The 18,945-nt window shown below is 57.1% G+C and carries 20 protein-coding genes and 1 tRNA gene; 12 read left to right on the top strand and 9 right to left on the bottom strand.

Annotation, left to right across the window (positions count from 1 at the left end):
- Positions 1–25: 25 nt before the first annotated feature.
- The 6 genes from plsX to NIG5292_RS00465 all read left to right on the top strand — a co-directional run bounded on the left by plsX (position 26) and on the right by NIG5292_RS00465 (position 4,672).
- On the top strand, positions 26–1,120 hold the full coding sequence (plsX, locus tag NIG5292_RS00490; protein WP_048597383.1) for a phosphate acyltransferase PlsX: 1,095 nt from the start codon (positions 26–28) through the stop codon (positions 1,118–1,120).
- Between the two features lie 3 nt (positions 1,121–1,123).
- Positions 1,124–2,104: a beta-ketoacyl-ACP synthase III gene (locus tag NIG5292_RS00485; protein WP_048597382.1), complete on the top strand. Its 981-nt coding sequence runs from the start codon at positions 1,124–1,126 to the stop codon at positions 2,102–2,104.
- A gap of 90 nt (positions 2,105–2,194) precedes the next feature.
- The gene (gene ihfA, locus NIG5292_RS00480) at positions 2,195–2,497 is read left to right on the top strand and encodes an integration host factor subunit alpha (protein ID WP_048597381.1); all 303 of its coding nucleotides are present in this window, start codon (positions 2,195–2,197) and stop codon (positions 2,495–2,497) included.
- Positions 2,498–2,509: 12 nt separating this feature from the next.
- The gene (locus NIG5292_RS14530) at positions 2,510–3,343 is read left to right on the top strand and encodes a MerR family transcriptional regulator (RefSeq protein WP_082136579.1); all 834 of its coding nucleotides are present in this window, start codon (positions 2,510–2,512) and stop codon (positions 3,341–3,343) included.
- Positions 3,344–3,451: 108 nt separating this feature from the next.
- Positions 3,452–3,528, top strand: a tRNA-Pro gene (locus tag NIG5292_RS00470).
- Between the two features lie 67 nt (positions 3,529–3,595).
- Positions 3,596–4,672, top strand: coding sequence for a 2'-deoxycytidine 5'-triphosphate deaminase (locus tag NIG5292_RS00465; protein WP_048597380.1), 1,077 nt, complete (start codon positions 3,596–3,598; stop codon positions 4,670–4,672).
- A 71-nt stretch (positions 4,673–4,743) separates the two neighbouring features.
- On the opposite strand, the gene NIG5292_RS15010 is transcribed toward NIG5292_RS00465, so the two are convergent.
- From NIG5292_RS15010 to NIG5292_RS00435, 7 genes are all read right to left on the bottom strand, one after another.
- Entirely contained in the window at positions 4,744–4,905 is a 162-nt protein-coding gene (locus NIG5292_RS15010) for a hypothetical protein (protein ID WP_177193415.1), read from the bottom strand.
- A 75-nt stretch (positions 4,906–4,980) separates the two neighbouring features.
- Positions 4,981–5,682, bottom strand: coding sequence for an SMC-Scp complex subunit ScpB (scpB, locus tag NIG5292_RS00460; RefSeq protein ID WP_048597379.1), 702 nt, complete (start codon positions 5,680–5,682; stop codon positions 4,981–4,983).
- The gene (locus NIG5292_RS00455; RefSeq protein ID WP_048597378.1) at positions 5,672–6,478 is read right to left on the bottom strand and encodes a segregation and condensation protein A; all 807 of its coding nucleotides are present in this window, start codon (positions 6,476–6,478) and stop codon (positions 5,672–5,674) included. The genes scpB and NIG5292_RS00455 overlap by 11 nt, the downstream gene beginning before the upstream one ends.
- A gap of 39 nt (positions 6,479–6,517) precedes the next feature.
- Positions 6,518–7,534 carry a beta-N-acetylhexosaminidase gene (gene nagZ, locus NIG5292_RS00450; RefSeq protein ID WP_048597377.1) on the bottom strand — a complete coding sequence of 339 codons (1,017 nt, stop codon included), beginning with the start codon at positions 7,532–7,534 and terminating at the stop codon, positions 6,518–6,520.
- A 48-nt stretch (positions 7,535–7,582) separates the two neighbouring features.
- The gene (locus NIG5292_RS00445) at positions 7,583–8,626 is read right to left on the bottom strand and encodes an SPOR domain-containing protein (protein ID WP_048597376.1); all 1,044 of its coding nucleotides are present in this window, start codon (positions 8,624–8,626) and stop codon (positions 7,583–7,585) included.
- A gap of 108 nt (positions 8,627–8,734) precedes the next feature.
- Positions 8,735–10,474 (bottom strand): arginine--tRNA ligase, encoded by a 1,740-nt coding sequence (gene argS, locus NIG5292_RS00440; RefSeq protein WP_048597375.1) that lies wholly within the window; start codon positions 10,472–10,474, stop codon positions 8,735–8,737.
- 155 nt (positions 10,475–10,629) lie between these two features.
- Positions 10,630–11,763: a deoxyguanosinetriphosphate triphosphohydrolase gene (locus NIG5292_RS00435; protein WP_048597374.1), complete on the bottom strand. Its 1,134-nt coding sequence runs from the start codon at positions 11,761–11,763 to the stop codon at positions 10,630–10,632.
- A gap of 77 nt (positions 11,764–11,840) precedes the next feature.
- Between NIG5292_RS00435 and NIG5292_RS00430 the strand changes: the two genes are divergently transcribed.
- Together NIG5292_RS00430 and xth are read left to right on the top strand one after the other, a co-directional pair.
- Positions 11,841–12,167, top strand: a complete 327-nt coding sequence (locus NIG5292_RS00430; protein ID WP_048597707.1) for a HesB/IscA family protein — start codon at positions 11,841–11,843, stop codon at positions 12,165–12,167.
- A 79-nt stretch (positions 12,168–12,246) separates the two neighbouring features.
- Positions 12,247–13,026: an exodeoxyribonuclease III gene (gene xth, locus NIG5292_RS00425; RefSeq protein ID WP_048597706.1), complete on the top strand. Its 780-nt coding sequence runs from the start codon at positions 12,247–12,249 to the stop codon at positions 13,024–13,026.
- A 24-nt stretch (positions 13,027–13,050) separates the two neighbouring features.
- Here xth and NIG5292_RS00420 read toward each other — a convergent pair whose 3' ends face one another.
- A complete protein-coding gene (locus NIG5292_RS00420) occupies positions 13,051–14,220 on the bottom strand; it encodes an FAD-dependent monooxygenase (RefSeq protein WP_048597373.1) in 1,170 nt (389 codons plus the stop codon).
- Between the two features lie 114 nt (positions 14,221–14,334).
- The gene (gene dksA, locus NIG5292_RS00415; protein WP_048597372.1) at positions 14,335–14,757 is read right to left on the bottom strand and encodes an RNA polymerase-binding protein DksA; all 423 of its coding nucleotides are present in this window, start codon (positions 14,755–14,757) and stop codon (positions 14,335–14,337) included.
- A gap of 239 nt (positions 14,758–14,996) precedes the next feature.
- Here dksA and NIG5292_RS00410 point away from each other — a divergent pair, with 239 nt between their 5' ends.
- The 4 genes from NIG5292_RS00410 to NIG5292_RS00400 all read left to right on the top strand — a co-directional run bounded on the left by NIG5292_RS00410 (position 14,997) and on the right by NIG5292_RS00400 (position 18,747).
- Positions 14,997–15,845, top strand: coding sequence for an AAA family ATPase (locus NIG5292_RS00410; protein ID WP_048597371.1), 849 nt, complete (start codon positions 14,997–14,999; stop codon positions 15,843–15,845).
- 179 nt (positions 15,846–16,024) lie between these two features.
- Entirely contained in the window at positions 16,025–17,386 is a 1,362-nt protein-coding gene (locus NIG5292_RS00405; RefSeq protein WP_048597370.1) for a DUF2927 domain-containing protein, read from the top strand.
- Between the two features lie 6 nt (positions 17,387–17,392).
- Entirely contained in the window at positions 17,393–17,566 is a 174-nt protein-coding gene (locus NIG5292_RS14900; protein ID WP_158441636.1) for a hypothetical protein, read from the top strand.
- Entirely contained in the window at positions 17,566–18,747 is a 1,182-nt protein-coding gene (locus NIG5292_RS00400; protein ID WP_048597369.1) for a vWA domain-containing protein, read from the top strand. The genes NIG5292_RS14900 and NIG5292_RS00400 overlap by 1 nt, the downstream gene beginning before the upstream one ends.
- Positions 18,748–18,945 lie beyond the last annotated feature (198 nt).

The raw sequence follows: 18,945 nt of genomic DNA, 5'->3' as shown, positions 1-18,945 counted from the left end.
TAACCAAAGGCGCGTGTGAGGCGGTATGACCGACCAACCCCAGATCAAACAGATCGAGGATACCACACGCAGTCACACGGTTGTCTCAGTTGACGCCATGGGTGGCGATAATGGACCCGCGACTGTTGTTGCGGGTCTTGCACGTTGTGCCAAGAAAGATCCGTCTTTGCGGTTTATCTTGCACGGCCAAGCCAGCGTCCTGACCCCCCTGCTTGATCGCCGCCGTCTTGGCGATGTGGTTGAGCTGCGCGATTGTGCGGGCGTGGTCGAAATGGCGGACAAACCCTCACAAGTTTTGCGCAGCGGTAAAGACACCTCCATGTGGTCGTGCATTGAAGCGGTGCGCACAGGTGACGCGGATGTTGCAGTTTCATGCGGCAATACCGGCGCGCTTATGGCGATTTCCATGATCCGTCTGCGCAAAGTCGATGGGGTGAACCGCCCCGCGATTGCGTGTTTGTGGCCCTCACGGAACCCCTCCGGCTTTAACGTAATGCTGGATGTAGGTGCAGATATTCGCGCCGACGAACATGATCTTTTGCAATACGCCATGATGGGCGCGTCCTATGCCCGTAACGGTCTGGACCTTGAAACCCCGCGTGTGGGGCTTTTGAACGTCGGCACCGAAGAACATAAGGGCCGCGCCGAACTAAAAGTCGCCCATGAATTGCTGCGCCGTGCTGCGAAAAAGTCAAAACTTGATTACGTGGGTTTTGTGGAGGGCGGCGATATTCCGTCTGACAAAGTGGACGTGATTGTGACCGATGGTTTTACGGGCAATGTTGCGCTGAAAACCGGTGAAGGGACCGCCAGCCTGATCCGCGACTTTTTGGGCAAGGCCTTCCGGCACACGCCTCTTTCGCGCCTTGCAGCCCTTTTGGCCCTGCCCTCGCTGCGCCGATTGGCGCGCCGGATTGACCCGCGCCGCGTGAACGGTGGTGTGTTTTTGGGGCTTAACGGCACAGTTGTGAAATCCCACGGCTCGTCCGACGTCCTTGGCATGGCCAGCGCAATTCATCTTGCATCGCGCTTGTCACAATCGGATTTCAACCGCAAACTTGCCAAACGCATCGCCACTGCAAATGAGCTTGCGGCTGATCTGGATAAAGAAGAAAGCTGACGCATGACCCAAGACACTGTCCGTGCTGTTGTTCGAGGGGTTGGTCATTACCTGCCGACCCGCGTTGTTCCAAACTCTGAGTTCGAGAAAACGCTAGACACCACAGACGAGTGGATCAAAGCACGCTCCGGCATTGAGCGCCGTCATTTTGCCGCTGAGGGTGAGACGACCTCGCAAATGGCTGCTGCTGCTGCGCAGAATGCCCTTAAAATGGCAGGCCTTGAAGCAAGCGACATTGACGCGCTGATCGTCGCCACATCTACGCCTGACCTGACTTTCCCGTCTGCCGCCACCATGGTTCAGGCCGAACTGGGCATGAAAAGCGGCTTTGCGTTTGACATCCAAGCGGTCTGTGCGGGTTTTGTCTTTGCACTGGCCAATGCCAACGCGCTGGTGATTTCTGGGCAAGCGGAACGTGTATTGGTGATCGGCGCGGAAACATTCAGTCGCATTATGGATTGGACCGACCGTGGCACCTGTGTGCTGTTCGGCGACGGCGCAGGTGCGCTGATCATTGAGCGCAGCACAGGGGATGGCACCAAAGCCGACCGCGGTATTCTGGCCACGGACCTGAACAGCGACGGCAGCTACCGCGACATCCTTTACGTAGACGGCGGTGTTAATGCGCCCGACGCGGGCAAGCTGCGCATGGAAGGCAAGGAAGTCTTCCGCCACGCCGTTGAAAAACTGGCCGCCACCGCACACACCGCTATGGCGAAATGCGACGTAACCGCAGATGACGTCGCGTGGGTTGTGCCCCACCAAGCCAATTTACGCATCATCAAAGCCACCGCCACCAAGATGGGCCTCCCCATGGAGCGTGTTGTGGTAACAGTGCCTGATCACGGCAACACATCAGCCGCATCTATCCCGCTGGCGCTATCTGTGGGCGTTGAGCGCGGTCAGATCAAAGCGGGTGATTTGCTGGTCACAGAGGCCATTGGCGGTGGTTTGGCGTGGGGGTCAGTTGTATTGCGCTGGTAAAGCGCCTCAGCTGCCTGTTCTAAGCTGTTGTTATTGACTCACAAATTACCATGGGTCAAAGTCGCTCTCATAAGTCTGGGGGACGTATAAATGGTCGATAAAACACTTACGCGCATGGATCTATCTGAGGCTGTGTTCCGCGAGGTTGGTCTTTCACGTAACGAAAGCGCAGGCCTTGTCGAAACCGTACTCGATGAAATGTCCGACGCATTAGTGCGTGGCGAGCAAGTGAAAATCAGCTCGTTTGGTACATTTTCCGTCCGCGAAAAAGCCGCCCGTGAAGGCCGTAATCCCAAAACAGGCGAGGCTGCCGCTATTCCGCCCCGCCGTGTTTTGACGTTCCGCCCCTCGCATCTGATGAAAGCGCGTGTCGCAGACGGCAACAAATCCTAAGGGGTCGGCCCGATGGCCAAAACCAAAGACGCATTTCGCACAATCTCGGAAGTGGCTGAGTGGCTTGACGTGGCCCCTCACGTGCTGCGCTATTGGGAGAGTAAATTTGCGGCCGTAAAGCCCGTAAAGCGCGCAGGCGGACGCCGGTATTATCGCCCCGCAGATATGCGTGTGTTGGGCGGCGTACGTAAATTGCTGCATGATGACGGGATGACCATCAAGGGCGTTCAAAAGATGATGTCCGAGAGCGGCGCCAATACCATTTCCGAACACTCCCGCCCGCTCCCATTTGAGCAAGGCGAGGCGATTGCCGCCCCCCAAGCAAGCACATCTACACCCCCGCACGCACCAGACCCCACACCCGCTGAGGCACCCCAAGAAATAGAGCCCGCGGCAGAGCAACCGAATGATTTCCGCGTGGAAGACACCCCTGCTGGACTACAAGCGTCGTTCTTCCCCGATGAGCCAACCGATAATCAGGTTGGGCCTAATGACGCAGCGGACGCTCCGCCTCAGGCTGAACCAAAGCCAGCCCCCACGACCGAGGCGCCCGCTGCGATTGATGTGCCTGTTATCGACGAAACCCCTACCCCCGAGGCTGACATCGTCAGCTTTCCTGCGGCCGCTTCGCTTGATGCGCAAACACCAAACGAGCCTGCAAAAGCACAAATCACGCCAGTTCAGACGCCTGCGGATCCAACGGACACCGAGCTTGCGCAAGGACCAACAATTGGCGGGCTCATTGCCCAAACATCACCTAACGCTTTGCGTGGCAAAGCCCAATCCATACGCCCCCTTCATGACCGTCTCGCCGCCCTTGCCGCGAAAATGGATGCGGCCAAGTAGGTTCATGACCAGTCACATGCCCCTGACGAACCCGTGCCCGTGCTTTGCCAATATTCGTGCAAATGACGCTTGTGTCCGCCCCATTCTTGACGCTATAGACCCTGTGAGCGGGCTATGGCGCAGCCTGGTAGCGCGTCCGTCTGGGGGACGGAAGGTCGCAGGTTCGAGTCCTGCTAGCCCGACCAAAACAACCCACATTAAAACGCCTGTGCGATCCGTCGCGCGGGCGTTTTGTGTATAAGGATCAATACTATGGGCGTTCTAGCCAGCCAAAACATCGAACAGCTGATCAAAGACAAAGCGCTTATCGGATCGCCCGAGATTCTGCCCGCCCAACTGCAACCAGCCAGCCTTGATTTGCGTCTTGGTACTGTTGCCTACCGTGTTCGCGCCTCGTTTTTGGCCGGTGAAGGCAACACAGTTGCTGACCGGCTGGCCGAGTTTGAGATGCACCGCATTGATCTGACCGACGGTGCTGTTCTTGAAAAAGGCGCGGTATATGTGGTCCCCTTGATGGAGGCGCTTGATCTGCCCGCGGGCATCACCGCTGTGGCCAACGCCAAATCATCCACGGGCCGCCTTGATCTTCTGACGCGCACAATCACAGATGGCGGTGTTGAGTTCGACCGCATTGCGGCGGGCTACTCAGGACCGCTTTATGCAGAAATCTGTCCACGTTCCTTCAGCGTTTTGGTGCGCCCGGGACAGCGGCTTAACCAAATCCGTTTCCGCGATGCAATGCCCTCGGTCCTATCTGATATTGAGCTGAAACAGCTGCACGCAGAAGATCCCATTGTGGACGGCCCTGCCCATATCGACAACGGTCTGGGCTTTTCGGTTGATCTGAAACCAACTGCAACAGGTCTGGTTGGCTACCGTGCAAAACCTCATACGGGTGTCATTGATCTTGATAAAATCGCGCACTATCCGCCCGCCGATTATTGGGAGCCGATCTACACCACGGACGAACGGATTATCCTTGATCCCGGTGCTTTCTACATTCTGGTAAGCCGTGAGGCCGTCACCATTCCGCCTGATTGCGCTGCCGAAATGGCACCCTATCTGGCCATGGTCGGCGAATTCCGCGTACACTACGCAGGCTTTTTCGATCCCGGGTTTGGCCATGCAAACGCAGGTGGACAAGGCTCGCGCGGCGTTCTTGAAGTGCGCTGCCATGAGGCACCATTTGTGCTGGAACACGGTCAAGTTGTGGGGCGTTTGGTCTATGAACGCATGGCAGATGTCCCAGATCAGCTTTACGGCACTGGGATCGCCAGCAACTATCAGGGCCAAGGGTTGAAGCTGTCAAAGCACTTCAAAACGCCTTGAACTTGGCGCGGCACAGCACTTCTTTTGTTCAAAAATATCCAAGTCCCACAGGGTAAATCCGCAAACCGGCCCTAGTATTTCTCGCGGTCTTTGGATGTGGGCGGCGGCGCAGAACGGCCTGCCCCGCGCGGTGCGCTTTTGCCTTTGCTCAGCGCGTTCATACCCGCACTTATACCTTTGCCGATCACGCGCCGCATCACCATGCGCATTACCATGTTCACAATCTGGTTCATGCCATCACTCCAAACTCGTTACGTAAAATCGATATAGGAGCAATACGGCGAAATTTCGACCCTAATGACATGGACCTATTCCTCAAACAGCTCCGTTTGCTCTTCGTCGTCTTGGCTTTCGTCTTCGGCCTCACCGGGCCCCGGCATATCCGTGGGCGGTGGGCGATTGTCCAACAACCCAGCCGAACGAAGCTCTTTCAGGCCCGGCAAATCACGGGCGGTTTCCAAGCCGAAGTGGTCCAGAAACTCCTGCGTGACCACAAATGTTACAGGTCTGCCTGGCGTCATACGGCGGCGGCCAAAGCGGATCCAATCCATCTCAAGCAACTGATCCACCGTGCCGCGGCTTACGGCGACACCGCGAATTTCTTCAATCTCGGCGCGCGTAATTGGTTGATGATATGCAATGATCGCAAGGGTCTCGATAGCCGCGCGTGACAGTTTGCGGTGCTCAATGGTTTCGCGTTGCATCAAGAACCCAAGGTCTGGCGCCGTGCGCAGCGCCCATGCCTCGCCCACGCGCACAAGGTTCACGCCCCGCCCGTCGTAGCGTTTGCCCAAATGCACCAGTGCCGTTTGCGGCTCACATCCCATCGGCAGGCGCGAGGCGATATCTTTCAGGCTCAACGGCTCGGCAGTCGCAAATAAAATCGCCTCAACCATCCGTTCCTGTTCTGCCATTGGCGGGGCATCAAACAGGCTTTCGTCCTGCGTCTCAGTTGGCGCATCGACCTGATCTTTTTCAGGCTGGTCAGCGGCGTTCACATCATCCGTCATGGTCACGTTTCCTGATCTGAATGGCAGAGAAAATCTCGCCCTGTCGTATCTCAATCTTACCCGCTTTGGCCAACTCAAGGGTTGCTGCAAAATTGGCCGCCGTGGCAGAGCGGCGCTTTTTGGGATCCATTTCCCACCCTTCGGGCAGGTAACTTGTCAAATCCGTCCACTCGCCTGCGTACCCAATCAGCCCGCGCATCCGCTCCAGAGCTTGCTCAAGGGTCATAGTGGCTTCACGGTCCATCACAAAGGGGCGGAATTCATCTTTGGTGCGGGTGCGCGCGTAGCCCTGCATCAGGTCCATCAATGTGGCGGAATAAATCACTTTGCGCACGCGGGTGACATCTTCGGGAATGCCGCGCACAAAGAAATCACGGCCCTTTTGGTCGCGCGCCATCAGTTTTGCCGCAGCGTCCCGCATGGCGGCCAAACGCTCAAGCTGAAACGCCAAATGCGCGGCAAGCTCCTCGCCTGAAGGGCCCTCTTGCGCGGGATCAGGCGGAAGCAACAAGCGTGATTTCAAAAACGCCAACCACGCCGCCATCACAAGATAATCCGCCGCCAGTTCAAGACGCAGTTCCTTGGCTTTGTCGATGAACGCCAGATATTGGCGGGCCAGTTCCAGCACCGAAATTTTACGCAGGTCAACTTTTTGGGTGCGCGACAAGGTCAGCAACAAATCAAGCGGCCCTTCAAAGCCGTCCACATCAACAATAAGCGCCTCGGCCGCAACGCGGTCGGCCACGCGCTCGGCGTCAAATTCAAAATCGTTTTGGGCGGGGTTTTCGGCAGACACGCAAGAGGCCTTTTTGGTCGGGCACTGCCCTCAGGCAGCTTAGGACGTTAACAGTGCGTTAAATTCGGCCTCAAGGGCCGCGATGTCAACCTCATCAGGCGTGCGGCGGCTTTCAACGACATTTGTGGCGCGAAGCGCTGCTTTGTCGGTCATTAAACCGCTTGCCGCGGCTACATCTGTCATTTCGGCCAGATCACCGTTGCAATGCAAAACAACATCGCAGCCCGCATCAAGCGAGGCCCGCGCGCGCGCGGCCACCGTGCCACTAAGCGCCTGCATGCTGATATCATCGGTCATGAGCAGACCGCCAAACCCGATTTCATCGCGAATGATCTTTTGCATCACAGGACTGGTCGTGGCTGGTGCCTCGTCAAACGCCTCAAACACGATATGTGCGGTCATCGCCATGGGCAAATCCCCCACGGCGGCAAAAGCGGCGAAATCTTCGCGCCGCAGCACCTGTGCTGTTTCAGTTACCCGCGGCAGCGCCTTGTGGCTGTCGACAGTTGCGCGGCCGTGGCCCGGCATGTGCTTGGCCACAGGAACAACCCCACCGTCCGACAGCCCCGCAGCTGCCGCTTGGGCCAAGGCGACCACAGTTTGCAAGTTTTCGCCGTAGCAACGATTGCGCAAAAACGGATGGGTCTGGGCCGTTGCGATATCGACCATGGGCGCGCAATTGCTATCAAGGCCTGAGGCACGCAATTCAGCAGCAATGATGCGGTAGCGCAGATACATCGCGCGGGCTGCGTCTTTGCCATTTTCCGCAACTTGCGCAGATTGATCCAACGGGGGCAGCCACTGTCGCCACTGGGGCGCCGTTAACCGCTGAACGCGGCCACCTTCTTGATCAACAGTGATGATCGCGTCGCGCCCGACCGCCTCGCGCAGCTCCGCGGTTAGGCGTTGCAACTGCTGCGGCGTTTCAACATTGCGCGCAAATAGGATAAAGCCCCAAGGGTCCGCTTCACGAAAAAACCGCGCCTCAGCCTGAGTAAGCTCAGTGCCTGAGCAACCAAGGGTAAACGCGCCATGCGATATTAAGCCCTGTGACATCAAACAGCCCCCACACCGTGAAACGGCACAGGATTAACGGCCTTGCTATCAGCGCTTAACAATCGACAAACACCGCGCGTTTTCAGCTTCAAGTGCGGAACAAAAACGCTGTGCGTCTGCCAATTGATCAAACCCCAACGCGCGCAAGCGGTAGAAGGTTTTTCCGTTCTTCTCAGCCCGCTCAATGACGCGTTTTTTCGTGGCCAGATAGCCGTCAAAAGTTTTCGCCAAGCGGTTCCACTCGCCCCGCGCCACTTCTGCGCTGTCGAATGCGCCAAGTTGGACCAAAGGCGTGCCCAACGGCACAGACGCAGGGTCAACCTCAACACCTGTTGATGTGATATTTGCAGGGGCCGAGGCCTGAATGACGTTGCCGCGCATTACGCGGGCTTTTGGGCGCAAAGAGGTGCCAATGCCGCCCTTTACGACAGTCACTTTGGGCGCTGGTGCCACGGGTGTCAGGCTGGGTGTGTTTGCAGCGATTGAGGCAACCAGCTCATCCAGAGCGGCTTTGGTTGCTGGCGTATTTCGGGCCACCGCACTGACTTGCTGAACATTACTGAGGGACAAACTGCTGTCCGTCTCATTGTTCGCAGTCACATCGTTTGTTTCAGGCGCTGCCGTCACAGGCGCTTTTGCAGCAGCACCGTTGGACGTAGGCACGAAAACGCCCGCAACATCATCAGCCGTAATTTCTACAGGCGCAGGCGCAAGCATCAACTGGTCAGGGGCCGCAGGAGCCGATCCCAATGCAGCGATCTCATTCACGGCCAACCCTTGGTGTGCCGCAGGGGTGCCGCCGGGTTTTTCAGGCTGGATGCGCATCGGACCTTCGAGGGCTTTGACCACGGGAACACCGCTGACGTCGCGCGAAATCAGATTATAGCTCCAGACTGCGACGCCAATCACCAAGGCGATCGAAGTCAGCGCACCTGCCGCGTTTACGATCAAATGGGGTTTTGAGGAGGCGCTTCCCGCGCCAGAACCGGTCTCACCGTAGCCAGTTTCACCATAATAGTGCTGCTGCCCAGCATAAGCATCACGCCCACGCAAAGCCGGCCCAGCACCCACGGAATGGGATTGTTCAAACATGTTGCCTCACTGCCCGTCGCCCTTGTTTTATGGGTCATTCGGGTCTCTAAACTTGCCTCAAACCCCCTCACCCAAATGGGCAATTAGCGGACGGTGCGGCTTGTTAGATCAGCGCATCTCGGTCGCAGGAGTTACGCCTAGAATACCTAAACCGTGAGAAATAACAACACAAACAGCCCTAATCAGCGCAATTTTCGCCTGTGACACTGCAGCATCGTCTTGGATAAAGCGCAATGAGTGGTCATCATTGCCACGGTTGTAGAGGCTGTGCATCTCGCTGGCCAAGTCATACAGATAGAACGCGACGCGGTGCGGCTCATGGGTGCGCGCGGCCACTTCGACCAAACGGGGCCACTCTGCAAGCTTTTGAGCCATGGCGATTTCTGCCGCGTGATCCAACAGGCTCAGGTCCGCGCCAGCAAGGGTGGCGTCATCCACCGCGATGCCCGCCTCGGCGGCTTTGCGCATCACCTGATGCACCCGCGCGCTGGCGTATTGGACATACCAAACGGGGTTGTCTTTGGATTGCTCGGTCACTTTGTCGATGTCAAAATCAAGCGGCGCATCGTTTTTGCGCGTCAGCATCACAAAGCGCGTCACGTCCGGGCCGACCATTTCAACAACATCCGCAAGGGTCACGAAAGTCCCTGCCCGTTTGGACATTTTGAACGGCTCACCGTTTTTCATCAGCTTCACCAATTGGCACAGCTTGATATCAAGGGCGACTTGCGTGTCAGACAACGCTGAAACCGCCGCTTTCATCCGTTTGACGTAACCGCCGTGATCCGCGCCAAGCACGTCGATCAGGCCATCAAAGCCGCGGGTAATCTTGTCATAGTGATAAGCGATGTCAGGGGCGAAATAAGTCCATGCCCCATCAGATTTTTGCACCGGACGGTCCACATCATCACCGTAGTCGGTGGATTTGAACAAGGTCTGCTCGCGCGGTTCCCAATCTTCTGGCAGCTTGCCTTTGGGCGGCTCAAGGGTGCCTGTGTAGATCAACCCTTTGCTGCGCAGATCCTCAATCGCGTCTTCAATGCGACCCGTGCCATAAAGCGACTTTTCGCTAAAAAAGACATCCATGGAGACACCCAAAGCGGCCAGATCATCACGGATCATCGCCATCATCGCATCCGTTGCAAAAAGTCGTAGCTCAGCCAGCCAGACCTCTTCGGGCTGATCTACATAGGCGTCACCCACTTTGTCTTTGAGCGCGATGCCCACTTCAATCAGGTAATCACCGGGGTACGTGCCGTCCTCAAAGGCGACCTGCTGTCCATGCGCCTCAAGGTAGCGCAAATAGACCGAACGCGCCAAAACATCGACCTGCCCGCCCCCATCATTGATGTAGTATTCGCGGGTCACGTCATAGCCTGCGTACGCCAGAAGTGAGGCAAGCGCGTCACCAAAAACCGCCCCGCGGGTGTGGCCCACGTGAAGCGGGCCCGTTGGGTTTGCGCTGACGTATTCTACGTTGATCTTTTTGCCGCCGCCAAGATTGCTTTGACCAAACTGCGCATCAACAAGGGCGGACTTTACCACGCCCTGCCACAGAGATTTGGACAAACGCAGGTTCAAAAACCCGGGGCCCGCCACGTCGGCGGCCTCTATCCGTGGATCGTTCAGCAACGCTGCTGCAAGTGCATCAGCAATATCACGCGGCTTCATCTTAGACGGTTTGGCCAGCACCATGGCGGCATTCGTGGCCATATCACCGTGGCTTGCGTCACGGGGCGGCTCTACGGTGACATTGTCGAAACTCAGGCCCTCGGCCAGAACACCTGCCTGCACCATCCCCTCAAGTGACGTCACAACAAGGGCGCGAATATCAGCAAACAAATTCATAGGGCAGTTCCTTCGGGTATCTTCCGGTGTCTTCACTCGGGCGCGCCCACCAATGGCGAGCGGCGCAAATTAGGCGGCACGGCGCGTTAGCATTCCCTTACCACGCTGCACGCTAGGGTCAACAAATCGCGCGCTACGCCGCGTATACAGCTTTGTTAAAGTTCCAAATGCGCCTCGGCTTGGGCCAGGGCAAAACGGTCTGTCATACCCGCGATATAATCGGCCACCAATCTGGCGCGCTCCACATCTTGGGTCGCGGCGGCCACGTCCTCGGCCCACTCTTTGGGCAACAACTCGGGGCGGGCCATATAGAGCGGGAATAGCCCCTCAACCACGCGCGTCACACGTTTGCGCATTTCAACCACTTCGGGCGCGCGGTACATCTGTTTAAACAAAAACGCGCGGATAACTTTCAAATCCGCCCACAAACCGGCAGAAAACTGCACCACAGGGGCGCCGTTGCTGCGTACTTGATCGGCAGATGTTATCCCCTCCAACAACCCGCGTGAGGTTTTGATCACATCAGCGACCATCACGCCAAAAACGCGGCGCAGCGCCTCGTGACGACGCCGTTTAGGCGCAAGCCCCGGATAGGCAGCATCCACCTGAGCGTAAGCATCCCCCACAATCGGCAACGCACAAATATCGTCATCGGTGAAAAGCCCCGCGCGCAGACCATCGTGCAGATCATGATTGTTGTAGGCAATATCATCCGACAGGGCCGCAACCTGTGCTTCGGCGCTGGCGTGGGTGTGCAGCTCAAGATCGTGACGCGCGGTGTAATCCGACAGCGCAAATGGCCACGGCTGCGGCACGGGGCCGTTGTGCTTTGCAATCCCTTCAAGACACTCCCACGTCAGGTTTAGCCCGTCAAATTCAGCATAGTGCCGCTCAAGCGAGGTCACGATTTTAAGCGCCTGCGCGTTGTGATCGAACCCGCCGTAAGGTTGCATCAAAGCGTCCAGCGCGTCTTCGCCTGTGTGCCCAAACGGTGTGTGCCCCAGATCATGGGCCAGCGCGATCGCCTCGGTCAGATCAAGATCAAGGCCCAGTGCCCCCGCCATCGTGCGCGCCACCTGTGCCACCTCAATCGTGTGGGTCAGCCGCGTGCGATACGCATCTCCTTCGTGTTCTACAAAAACTTGGGTTTTGTGTTTGAGGCGGCGGAATGCGCTGGCGTGAATGATGCGGTCGCGGTCGCGCTGAAAAGGAGACCGGAAGTCGTATTCCTGTTCAAAGACCAACCTGCCGCGGCTATCGCCGGGGGTGGACGCGTAAAGTGCCGTCATGTGTCTGCCGTCTCTTGTGATGCCTGCCTGCGGTCTTATATGGTGAGGTGTCTGATGTCACAACAGGTGCCTTTGCCATGCTCACACTGCCCCCCACCGTCACGCCCCGCGCGTTTGAACGCCTTGCTGAAATTGGCGCTGCCGCAAACGGTAAAGTGCTGCGCATCGCGGTTGAGGGCGGCGGATGCTCTGGGTTTCAATACGAGATCGACCTCGACACCCCCAAAGACGATGATCTGGTGCTCAGCGGCGCGGGCGAAAGCGTGGTGCTTGATCCGGTATCTTTGCCGTTTTTGGCCGATGCGGTAATTGATTTCGAAGAAGAATTGATTGGCGCGCGGTTCGTCATCAACAACCCCAACGCGACCAGCTCATGCGGCTGTGGCACCAGCTTTTCAATGTAGCGATCAATCCGCGCTATATGGCCCGTCAGATGCGCAAAAAGCGCTTTCCGCCCGCCGTGGCCCGTGGCACAAGTGCCTCATGAAAATCGCAAGCTTCAACATCAACGGGATCAAAGCCCGACTGCCCGCCCTTCTTGATTGGCTATCCGAGGCACAGCCCGATGTGGCCGTGTTGCAAGAGATCAAATCCGTGGATGAGGCATTCCCCCGCGAGCCAATCGAAGACCTTGGCTACATCGTGGAAACCCACGGTCAAAAGTCGTTCAACGGCGTGGCGATCTTGTCAAAACTACCGCTTGAGGACATCCAACGCGGCCTACCCGGAGACGAGACCGACGAGCAAGCAAGGTGGATTGAAGCGACTGTTGTTGGCAAGCAGGCGATCCGTATCTGCGGGCTGTACCTGCCCAATGGCAATCCGGTGCCTGGGCCGAAATACGACTACAAACTTGCGTGGATGGACCGTCAGATTGCCCATGCAAAGAATATGTTACGCCAAGATATGCCGTTTTTGATGGCCGGTGATTACAACATTATCCCGCAACCCGAAGACTGCGCTAACCCTGCGGCGTGGGCGGATGATGCGCTTTACCGTCTTGAAAGCCGTACCAAATTTCGCGAACTGTGCGCCCTTGGCCTGACAGATGCGTTTCGTGCGCGCAACGCGGCCCCCGAACAATACACGTTTTGGGATTACCAAGCGGGCGCCTACAACCGCAATGACGGCATCCGGATTGACCACTTTTTGCTGTCGCCCCAAGCCGCTGACCTGCTGACAGATTGTCAGGTAGACGCCCATGTACGCGGCCGCGAAAAGCCCTCAGACCACGTGCCGATTTGGGTCGAGCTGGACATCTAGGCAAGTCATTATCTGGCAGAGCGGCTAAAATGCCGCTGTCACGTCATAGCCATAGAGCCAATTGAACTTTCGGGCGGCCGCAGATGGCGCAATGACGGAACCACCTCGTAAAACTGCATGAGCTACGGCCTGTAGCGCTTTGTTTTCTATGTGATAGTTTCGCGCATTAGCATTTGCCACCTCAATTGCGCGCATAACACGGGCACGGCGGGTGTCTTGGAACAATTGCAAACCGCACTGCACCCCTGCGCCAGATTGATCCACCGATAGAGATTGTGCCAACGCCGCCGGCAAACACCACGCATCTTCCAGCGCAAGGTTCGCGCCTTGGGCCAAAAACGGTAGCGTTGGATGGGCCGCGTCCCCGACCAGAACCGCAGATGCACCATTGACAGAACCATACCATTTCCGCGCAACAGGCCGCCGAAACAACCCCCAGATATGCACCTTCTCAACTTGCGACAGCCATTCTGGCACGGGGCCGCCGAAGTCTGCAAACGCCGCACGAAGCGCCTCTGGGTCATCAGGCGTGCTCCAACTATCTGCGGCCCACGTGCTGCGCTCTTGCACGGCCACGATATTGCGCCGCCCCCCTTTCAGCGGGTAGCTCACCAAATGCCTACCAGCGCCCATGAAAACCTGCGCCTCGGCGGGCTCATCAGGATGTGCATCAATGATCGCGCGCCACGCAACTTGCCCCGTGAAAAACGGCGCGGCATCACCGCCAAGAGCCGCCCGCAGACCCGAACGCGCGCCGTCAGCCGCAACTGTGAGTGCCCGCTCTGTGCGACGCGCACTGCCCGCCTCAATTCGTGCATTCAGATTAAGCTCAATCCCTAAGTCCGCCAAATCATGTGATAAAGCCGCGATCAGGTCCGCGCGATGGGCCATCAAAAACGTGCCATCGACGCCGGTCAAATCCATGCGCAGCACTTGTTTGCCGCGCTGGTTGCGCAAAACAACCCCGCGCCCCTCAAGGGATGTGTCGCGAAGTGCCACGCCAAGCCCAAGCGCATCAATCACGCGCATGCCGTTCGGGCTTAGCTGCAAACCCGCACCCACTTCGCGGATCTCGGGTGCTTGCTCAAACACGCGCACGTTTGCCCCGCACATCGCTGCGGCGCGCGCTGTGGCAAGCCCCGCTACGCCGCCGCCAACGACATCGATCTGCATGTGCTGAAGTTCACTTTTCATCACCCCGTCATAGCCTGCGCTTCGTGCAGGTGCAAAGCGGCAAAAGAAAAAGGCACCACCGAACTACCGGTGATGCCTTTTCATTATAAATTACCGATCAGGCGGCGCTTTGCCTTAATCGTCGCGGTGTACTTTTTCGCGACGCTCGTGACGCTCCTGCGCCTCAAGGCTCATGGTTGCGATCGGGCGCGCATCAAGGCGCTTAAGGCTGATCGGCTCACCAGTAACAGAGCAATACCCGAACTCATCCTCATCGATACGGCGCAAAGCAGCGTCAATTTTGGAGACCAATTTGCGCTGACGGTCACGTGTCCGCAGTTCAAGCGCGCGGTCTGTTTCCTCGGACGCACGGTCGGCTACATCGGGAATATTGCGCGTGCCATCTTGCAAACCTTCGATGGTGTCGCGTGTGTCAGATTGCAGATCGTGCTTCCACGCAAGCAACTTGCGGCGGAAATACTCAAGCTGACGGTCATTCATGAAAGGCTCGTCCTCGGCGGGACGATAGTCGTCTGGCAGAAAGGTCTCTGCTTTCATAGTAAAGCTTCCCTCAGTAATCATGCCGCGACCCTGATACATGTAAAGGCCAGCGGTTCACGTGCCCATCTAGCGCAAACGCCCCCGCCTGCCAAGGTCGAATTCGGGCAAAAACTGCATCACAGCCCTTGATAACAAGTTAATATCTGAATGTTTGCGCAACCTTTTTGTTGCCTGAATGGACTAAACTGATAAGTTATCCACAACGACGCGAAAATCGCGCGATACATGAGGCAGATATGAAATTTACAGGCACCGATGGCTATGTTGCCACGGACGACCTGACTGTTGCGGTAAATGCGGCGGTCACATTGCAGCGTCCCCTTTTGGTTAAAGGCGAACCAGGCACCGGTAAAACGGAGCTGGCCCTTCAAGTTGCGCGCGCGCTGAAAACACCGATCATCGAGTGGAACATCAAATCCACCACCCGTGCCCAACAAGGGCTTTACGAATACGATGCAGTTAGCCGCCTGCGCGATAGCCAGTTGGGTGATCCGAAAGTAAATGACGTCAGCAATTACATCCGCAAAGGCAAGCTTTGGGAGGCCTTTGACGCCCCCGAACGGGTGGTGCTGTTGATTGACGAAATCGACAAAGCAGACATCGAATTCCCCAATGATCTGCTGCAAGAACTCGATAAAATGGCGTTCCACGTCTATGAGACCGGCCAAACCGTTCAGGCCACGCACCGGCCCATCGTCATCATCACATCAAACAACGAAAAACAGCTGCCAGACGCGTTTTTGCGCCGCTGTTTTTTCCACTACATTAGCTTTCCAGACCCCGAGACGCTGAAACAGATCATTGCGGTGCACCATCCTACGATCAAAGGTGATTTGCTGAACGCGGCTCTTACGCAGTTCTATGAAATCCGCGAAACGGACGGGCTGAAGAAAAAGCCATCAACCTCGGAAGTGCTGGATTGGCTAAAACTGCTCTTAGCCGAAGATCTGACGGCACAGGACCTGAAACGCGACGGTGCCAATGCGCTGCCAAAAATTCACGGCGCGCTTTTGAAAAACGAACAAGACGTGCATTTGTTCGAACGGCTCGCGTTTATGGCTCGCAGCCAAACAGGGCGGCGGTAAGCATCGTGCGCGGCGCGGACCTTCATTTAACACGGCGCAGAGCGTCACACGCGGGCCCACCCCAAAAAGCCGACAGCTTTGTCCAAATGCCGCGTCATGATCGCGCGGGCACCCCAGAATTGCCTCAATCCAAGACCATTTCGCCCATCGTAGTTGTTATGTTGCGGGGCGTTACCTGAATGCGGTCAATTGTGTTTGCGGGCTTGTTTGCCCTTAGTTCTTGTGCCCCGACCAATACAAATTCAGTCACCAGCCGTGCGGCAGTCGATATGCCTGCGGTTAAGGTCTTTGCCACGCCGCGCCCGCGCCGCCCAGTTCGGTCAAACCGCGAGATTGCGCGTGATTTCATGGACCTGACGTTCCGGCTTGAAAGTGGCCGCACGGTGCCGGTTTTCACGCGGTTTGAGGGCCCTATTGAGGTACGCCTGTCCGGCGACGATCTGCCCGCCACCATCACCCGTGATCTTGAGACATTGCTGCGCCGCCTGCGTAATGAGGCTGGCATCCCGATCAGCCGCACTGACACAGACAACGCGCAGATCAACATCGAAATCATCCCTGCCCGCCAACTGAAAAGCCTTGTGCCGAATGCTGCGTGTTTTGTGGTGCCGGGCGTTGCGACGTGGGACGCCTATAAAAAGGCGCGCCGCAGTGACGCCCTTGATTGGACGCAACTACAGACCCGTTCGCGCATTGCGGTCTTTTTGCCATCAGGCACCAGTCCCCAAGAAATACGCGACTGTTTGCATGAAGAAGTGGCCCAAGGCCTTGGCCCGCTGAACGACCTTTACCGCCTTTCAGACAGCACTTTTAACGATGACAACTTTCATACGGTTTTGACCGGTTTTGACATGCTGATCCTGCGTGCGACCTACGCGCCCGAATTGCGCAGCGGCATGAGCCCCGCCCAAGTACGCGCAAGACTGCCCGCTATTCTGGCCCGCCTCAACCCGCGCGGGCAAGGCATTGGCAACCGCCAACGCACATCAACGCCGCGCACATGGAGCGACGCTGTCACCACGGCGCTGTCGCGGCGCAGCAGCGTGCCTGCGCGTATCAAGTCCATCAATGAGGCCATGCGCATTGCACAAGCAGAAGGCTGGACCGATGCCCGCAGTGCCTTGGGCCATTTCATCAAAGGCAGGCTGCACATGGGAAGCGACAATGCTCGTGCATTCAGCCACTTCCGCCAAGCGGATGCGATCTATGCCACCCTTCCTGATGCGGCACTACAACGCGCCCATGTTGGCGTCCACATGGCCGCGTTTTCGCTCACCCAAGGGGACGGCGAAGCTGCCGTGGCGTGGGTTGATCGTCACTTAAACGCCGCACAAACCTCTGAAAATGCGGCGCTTTTGGCGACGCTCATGATGCTAAAGGCTGAAGGTCTTAGCCAGCAGGGCCGCGCATCGGCAGCACAGCTTGTCAGGGTGGACAGTTTGGGGTGGGCGCGCTACGGGTTTGGCACAGAGAAAGAAGTGAGCGCGCGCCTCAAAGAGATCGCCTCGCTCTCTCCACAGATTTGGCGCAGCGGAGGATAATTCCCGATGATCTCATTCCCCCTTCTTATGCTTTTGGCATTCATCGTTGGCGGCATATTTGGCGCGATCATTGCCAAACTGCGCGGCGGTGCGCGCAAAGACATGGTGCACTACTTTTTCGTGTGGGGCGTCATTGCATTTATCATCATGACTGTGGGCGGAACGCTCGCCGCGCGCTGATGTTTCTGCCGTTTTTCGAAAACCTAAGACGCCACGGGGTCCCTGCGACCCTGCGCGAGTTTTTGGCGTTTCTAGACGGTATGGCAGCGGGTCTTGCCACATATGACGCAGACGGGTTTTACTATCTGGCGCGGCTTACCTTGGTCAAAGACGAACGGCATCTGGACAAGTTCGACCGTGCCTTTGCCGCCAGCTTTTCCGGCCTTGATGAGATCAGTGCCCAAGACGTCCTAAACGCAGTTGATATCCCTGACGAATGGCTGCGCAAGATGGCCGAAAAGCACCTTAGCCCCGAAGAGCGCGCAGAGATTGATGCGCTTGGCGGATTTGAGGCGTTGATGGACACACTGAAAAAGCGCCTTGAAGAACAAAAAGGCCGCCACCAAGGGGGCAGCAAGTGGATCGGCACTGCGGGCACCTCGCCTTTTGGTGCGCATGGCTACAACCCCGAAGGTGTGCGCATCGGGCAAAACGAAAGCCGCCACCAACGTGCAGTCAAAGTTTGGGATAAGCGCACGTTTCGCAACCTCGACGACAGTGTCGAATTGGGCACCCGCAACATCAAAGTCGCCCTCAAACGGCTAAGACGGTGGGCGCGTGATGGCGCCAGTGAAGAGTTTGATCTGGACGGTACCGTCAACGCCACGGCCACCGCAGGCTACCTTGATGTCAAAACCCGCCCCGAACGGCGCAATGCCGTAAAAGTATTGCTGTTCTTTGATGTTGGTGGATCAATGGACGCCCATATCAAAGTGGTCGAAGAGCTGTTCAGTGCCGCAAAATCCGAATTCAAACAGCTTGAACATTTTTACTTCCACAACTGTCTTTACGAAAGCGTGTGGCGCGACAACGCGCGTCGGTGGGACGATAAAATTCCAACGGCTGAAATACTGCGCACATATGGCCCCGACTACAAATGCATCTTCGTCGGCGATGCCAGCATGTCCCCCTATGAAATCGCCTATATCGGCGGCGCGAACGAATATTGGAACGATGAGGCCGGTCACACATGGCTCAACCGCGCGCGCGCGCAATGGGCCGATCACCTCTGGATCAACCCTGTGCCCGAGGCCTACTGGGATTATACCCAATCCATCGGAATGATCCGCGAGATATTCGAAAACCAAATGGTGCCAATGACCCCCGAGGGGCTAACACGCGGTATGAAGCTGCTTGGCTAAGCTGTCACAGGCTTTTTTCGTCACAATCAACGCGCCTTAACGCCATTTCCCACACAAAACTGTGATGTGCAGCCCTGCACGGATCACAAGGCCGTGGCGCAGGTTGACAGGGCGCATTTTGCAGCCCATATGCTGATGCAGGTTCACACGTAAGACCACCCCGCCTGTCACCTGACAGTGCCGGAGTTGGCCCAACAA

The organism is Nereida ignava, assembly GCF_001049735.1.
Lineage (GTDB): Bacteria > Pseudomonadota > Alphaproteobacteria > Rhodobacterales > Rhodobacteraceae > Nereida > Nereida ignava.
Note: the sequence above shows the minus strand (reverse complement) of the source record. Positions and strands in the feature narration are given on the sequence as shown.